General features: G+C 77.5%; 6 protein-coding genes and 1 pseudogene. 6 read left to right on the forward strand and 1 reads right to left on the reverse strand.

The genetic code is table 11. The annotated features are described in order from the left end of the window. The 6 genes and pseudogenes from ABD944_RS41935 to ABD944_RS41960 form a co-directional block, all read left to right on the forward strand. The coding region (locus ABD944_RS41935; protein ID WP_345187786.1) for a hypothetical protein at positions 1–414 on the forward strand (414 nt) is incomplete at its 5' end. A 30-nt stretch (positions 415–444) separates the two neighbouring features. Then, positions 445–648 (forward strand): hypothetical protein, encoded by a 204-nt coding sequence (locus ABD944_RS41940; RefSeq protein WP_345187789.1) that lies wholly within the window; start codon positions 445–447, stop codon positions 646–648. Further along, entirely contained in the window at positions 645–998 is a 354-nt protein-coding gene (locus ABD944_RS41945) for an Asp23/Gls24 family envelope stress response protein (RefSeq protein ID WP_345187792.1), read from the forward strand. The genes ABD944_RS41940 and ABD944_RS41945 overlap by 4 nt, the downstream gene beginning before the upstream one ends. Then, positions 995–1,603, forward strand: a complete 609-nt coding sequence (locus ABD944_RS41950; RefSeq protein WP_345187795.1) for a DUF6286 domain-containing protein — start codon at positions 995–997, stop codon at positions 1,601–1,603. The genes ABD944_RS41945 and ABD944_RS41950 overlap by 4 nt, the downstream gene beginning before the upstream one ends. Continuing rightward, complete coding sequence (locus ABD944_RS41955) at positions 1,603–2,181, forward strand: alkaline shock response membrane anchor protein AmaP (RefSeq protein WP_345187797.1); 579 nt, start codon at positions 1,603–1,605, stop codon at positions 2,179–2,181. The genes ABD944_RS41950 and ABD944_RS41955 overlap by 1 nt, the downstream gene beginning before the upstream one ends. Positions 2,182–2,378: 197 nt before the next feature. Continuing rightward, positions 2,379–2,933 (forward strand): annotated as a pseudogene (locus tag ABD944_RS41960) (alpha/beta hydrolase); the annotation flags it as partial. Between the two features lie 182 nt (positions 2,934–3,115). On the opposite strand, the gene ABD944_RS41965 reads toward ABD944_RS41960, so the two are convergent. Beyond that, positions 3,116–4,993: LuxR C-terminal-related transcriptional regulator (locus tag ABD944_RS41965; protein WP_345187799.1), on the reverse strand; the 1,878-nt coding region annotated here is incomplete at its 5' end.

The following is a 4,993-nucleotide window of genomic DNA, read 5'->3' on the forward strand; positions in this document are numbered from 1 at the left end:
CCGGGCGGCACGGGGCCGGGCGAGCCCGCGTTCGCCGCCGAGGCGTCGCGGCCGGACGTCCCGCCGGGCGGGGGGACGTCCGCCGGGACCGGCGCGCCGGGCGCCCGGCCGGCCGAGGCGCCCGGCCACGGGGAGCCGCTCGCCGAACTGGCGGAGCGGATCGGCGCGGCGGCGATGGCGTGCCCGGACGTCCTGGGACTCACGGCCGGTCCGCGCGGCTGGATCGCGACCTACCGCGCCGGGCCCCCCTACGCGGGGGTCGCGGTGCACGACGCGGTGGTCGAGGTGGGGGTGGTCGTCCGGTACGGACGGCCCTTCGCCGAGATCGCCGAGGACGTACGGCGTCTGGTGCGCCCGCTGGCCGGTCGGCGGACGGTGGACGTGGTGATCGGGGACGTGGCCGATGGCGGCTGATGACCCCGCCGAGGCGAGAGGGTGATCGAGATGGATGTGCGAGTGCCGTGGCCCGTGATCGGCCTGATCGTCGGGCTGGCACTGGGGTTCGCCGGGGCGTTCGGCGGCGCCGGCGCGTTCTTCCTCGTCCTGTTCCTCGGGGCGCTCGGCTTCGTGGTCGGCCGGGTCATCGAGGGCAGCCTCGACCTCGGGCAGGTCTTCTCGACGAGCCGCACGGGGCGGCGGCCGCGATGACCGAGGAAGAGCGGGGCAGGACGACGATCCGTGAGCGGTCCGTCGCGCGCATCGTCGCGGAGGCCGCGCAGGACGTCGAAGCGTCCGGCGGGCTCGGCCGGACCATCGTCGGCGTGCCGATCCCCGGGCGGGGGCCCGCGCGCACGGAGGTGCGGGTGCACGGCGACATCGTCACGGCCAAGGTGGCGCTGTCGGTGGCCTACCCGATGCCGGTCCGCGCGGTCGCCCGCGAGGTGCGCCAGCGGGTGCGGGAGCGGGTGGCGGAGCTGACCGGTCTCACCGTCGGGCAGGTGGACATCGAGGTGGCCGAGCTCGGGCGCCCCACCGCGGGTGAGAGGACCGTGCGGTGACCGCCCAGGCCGGGGCGCGGCCCGCCGCGGAGCCGAGCACGCGGCCGGCCGGTTCGCGGAAGGCCGACCGGGCGGCCAGGCACACGTTCCGCTCGCAGCGGGTGCTGCCGGCCCTCGCTGCGGCGCTGCTGATGACGGCGGCCGGGGTGCTGACGGCGATCGAGGTCATCTCGGCGGCCCTGAACCACCCGGCGCGCATCTTCCCCTACGGGTGGGTGCGGGACGCGAACTGGGACGGCGTGTACGCGCGCGCGATCTTCGCCGGCCTGGCCGTCGTCGGCGTCTGGTTCCTGCTGGCCGCCGTGCTGCCGGGCAAGTCACGGATCGTCCCGCTGCACGGGCGGGATCCGAGCCTGATGATGGGCGTGAGCAGGCGGGGGCTCAAGCGCTCCGTCGCCGCCGCGGCCGAAGGCGCGCCCGGGGTGTCGGGCGTCAGCAGGGTCCGGCTGGGGCGCCGGCGGGTGCGGGTGGTCGCGGAGACGCCCGTGCGCGAGCCCGCGGGCCTGGACGCGGAGGTCACCGAGGCGGTGCGGGAGCGGCTCGACCGGCTCGACCCCCTCCCCACCCGCTCCGTCACGGTGCGCATGAAGCACCGGGAGATCTGATGGACCGCCGCAACGCGCACGTCAACCGCACGGGCCTGTTCATTCTCGGCCTGCTCCTCGCCGCCGCCGGGGGGCTCGGCCTCGCCCGCGGCTTCGGCGCCTTCGGGAAGGCCCGGGCCTCCGGCCCCGTCCTCACCGCCGAGGCGCGCCGCTTCGCCGACGGCCACGGCTGGTTCTGGCCCGCCGTCGCGGCGGTGGCGGTCGTCCTGGCGCTGATGGGGCTGTCCTGGATGCTCGCCCAACTCCGTTCGAGCCGGGTGCGGGGTCTCTCGCTGGAGCCGGACATCCGGGCCGGCGCGACGCGGGTGGAGGCCAAGGCCATCACGGACGCGCTGGAGACCGAGATCGGCGAGTACCCGGGCGTGCGCAGGGTGCGGGCCCTGCTGGTCCGCTCGCCCAAGGGGGCCGGGCTGCGGGTGAGCATCCTCTACGGGCAGGAGGCGGATCCCGACGAGCTGCGGCGCCGCATCCAGGACGAGGCCCTCCCGCGGCTCTGCGCCGCCCTCGAACGCGAGTCGATTCCCACGGTGGTGCGGCTGCGGCTGACCCCCCGCGAGCAGCCCGCGACCGTCGTCTGACGCCCCTCGGCGAACATTTCTTCAAGACCGGTGGGCGAACGCCCGTGCAGGGTGGCCGCATGAGCGAGTCCGACGTTGAGCTTTCGCACGGGATGCACGGGATGCACGGGATGCACGTGGTGCAAGACGGGCCGCGGCAGGCGCCGCCGCTGCTGCTCGTCCACGGATCGGGGGCCTCGGGCGGCACCTGGAAGCCGATGATCCCGGCGCTCGCCGCCCACCGGCACGTCGTCCGGGTCGGCCTGCCGGGCTGCGGGCAGTCCCCGCCCGCCGCGTCCTACGACGTGCCCGACCAGGCGGACCGCGTGGCCGCGCTGCTGGACGGCCTCGGGATCGACCGCGTCGACGTGGCCGGGCACTCCAGCGGCGGCTACGTCGCCACCGCGCTCGCCGAGCGGCGTCCCGGCCTCGTGGGGTCGCTCGCGCTCATCAGTACCGGGCCGGATCCGGACGCGCTGCTCCGGCAGCCGCTCCTCATCCGGGCCCTCCTCTCCCCGCCCCTCGGGCCGCTGCTGTGGGCGAGGCGGTCGGACGCGATGATCCGCCGCGGGATCGGTGCCGCGGCCGCGGGCCCCGTGGACGTCCCGGACGAGCTGGTCTCCGGGGTCCGGGCCATCACGTACCGCTCCATGCGGGCGGTGCTGCGCCGGAACACCGCCTACGTCGCCGAGCGCGGCGTGCCCGAGCGCCTCGCCGCCGTCCGGGTCCCGCTGCTGGTGGTCTTCGGCGCCGCCGATCCCCGCTGGAGGCCCTCGTCGGCGCGCCGGTACGAGGCGGTGCCGGACGCGCGGATCGAGATGCTGCCGCGGGCGTGGCCGCCGCGCCGTGGCTCGCGGTCGACGACGTCGCCTGGCCGGCCTCCTGGCCGACCCGGGTCCCCGCGCGGCACGGCGGACGCGTCCTCGCCGGGACGTGACCTCGGTAGCGCGCCGCATCAGGGCGGGGCGTCCAGGAGGCCGGACTCGCGGGCCTTGGCGGCGGCCTCGGTGCGGGACGCGGCGCCGAGCTTGGTGAGAATTCTGGTCACGTGGGTGGCGACGGTGTTCGCGGAGATGAAGAGCTCCGCGGCGATCCGCTGGTTCGTCCGCCCGCCCGCGAGGAGGCGCAGGACGTCGAGTTCGCGGCGGGTCAGGCCGAAGGCGCGGGCGGCGCCCCCGGACTCGCCGGGCGGGGCGGCGTCGTCGGTGAGGCGGCCGCGGGCCGCGAGGTCGTCGATGCGCGCCCGCAGCGGGGCGGCGCCCAGGTCGTCGGCGATGGCGCGCGCCTCCCGCAGCCGGGACCGGGCGCCGGGACGGTTGTTGGACGCGAGCGCCGCGCCCGCGGCCTCCACCAGCACCACGGCGGTCTCGTAGCGGTTGCCGAGGTCGCGCCACGCCGCGGCCGCCTCGTCCCAGGCGGCCAGTTCGCCGCCCTCCGTCAGGGCGCGGAAGGTGCGGCGGTAGGCGTCCATCACCGGGGTCTCGGTGCGCAGCGAGCCGAGCATGCGGGCGAGGGCCGCGAGCCGGTCGGCGGTCTCATCCGCGACCCGCCGGTTCCGCGGCGCGGCCGCGCGCCGGGCCCGCTGCACGCGCGCGCCGAGCACCGCGAACCGCGCCGTCTCCTGCGGCGGCCAGCGGCCCGCCGCCGTCGGCAGGTGCTCGCCGACGACGTGGTCCGCCGCGCCGAGGTCGTCCTGGCCGAGCGCGCGGTCGAGGCGCAGCAGGGCCAGCCAGGACTTCGCCTCCGCCGCGCCGACGGTGTGCATGGCGAACTCGGTGACCTGGCGCAGGAGCGTCCCGCCCAGCTCGGTCTGCCCACGCCGGTGCGCGATCTCCGCGGCGATCAGGCGCAGGAACGCGGCGTACAGCGGGGGCGGCGCCAGGGCGAGTGCGTCGTCGACGACGCGCATGGCCTCGTCCCAGCGTCCCAGGTAGACCAGGGGGACGCCGCGCGTGTTGGCGAGCATGCTGCCGCGGGACCGGGCCTGGCCGAGCCGTTCGGCGACCTCCTGCCCGGTGCGGGCGAGCTCGACCGCCTCCTCGTACCGCCCGGCGTCGCCCAGGAAGGTCGACTCCCATTGGAAGGTGGTCAGGAACGTGTGCGCGTCGCCGGCCGCGTCGGCGGCGCGGCGGGCCTCGGCGAAGGCGCCGGCCGCCTCCTCCAGTTCGCCGTGCGTGCCGTGGAGTGCGCCCAGGACCAGCAGCGCGGGCGCGCGCAGGGCGTCGTCGCCGAGCCGGTCGGCGAGTTCCAGCGCCTGCGCGGCGTGCCGCCGGCAGTCGTCGAGGTCGAACGCCATGAACTCCACGAAGGCCAGGGCCGACAGCAGCCGGCCGCGCAGCTCCTCCGAGGCCCCGGGCGGCGCCAGCTCGACCGCCCGCCGCAGATCGTCGCGGCCTCCGCCGTCGATGCGGCTCTGCAGCCGGCCGCGCAGGCCCAGCAGCCGGGCCGCCCGCTCCGGCTCGGCGGCCGGGTCCAGCTCGTCCAGGGCCGCGGTGCCGTACGCCACCCCGGCGGCCGACCGGCCCGCGTTGAACGCCGCCGTGGCCGCGCGTTCCAGCACGACCGTCCGGTCGGCGCCGATGAGCCGGGCCGGCTCCGGCGCCTTCGGCCAGTGCTCCAGGACGAGCTCCAGCAGGTGGAGCTGCTCGTCGTAGGCGTTCGGACGGCCTGCGCGGTCGGCGGCGTGGCACGCGGCGGGCAGGGCCCGCGCGAACTCGCCCGCGGCGGTCCAGTGCTCGGCCAGGGCCGTGCCGCCCGCGGCGGGCCCGGCGGGAGGGGCGCGGGCGGCGAGCGCGGCCGCGTACGGGGCGTGCATGCGCCGGCGGCGGGGTGC

The sequence above is a fragment of the Actinomadura verrucosospora genome, assembly GCF_039540335.1.
Classification (GTDB): domain Bacteria; phylum Actinomycetota; class Actinomycetes; order Streptosporangiales; family Streptosporangiaceae; genus Spirillospora; species Spirillospora verrucosospora.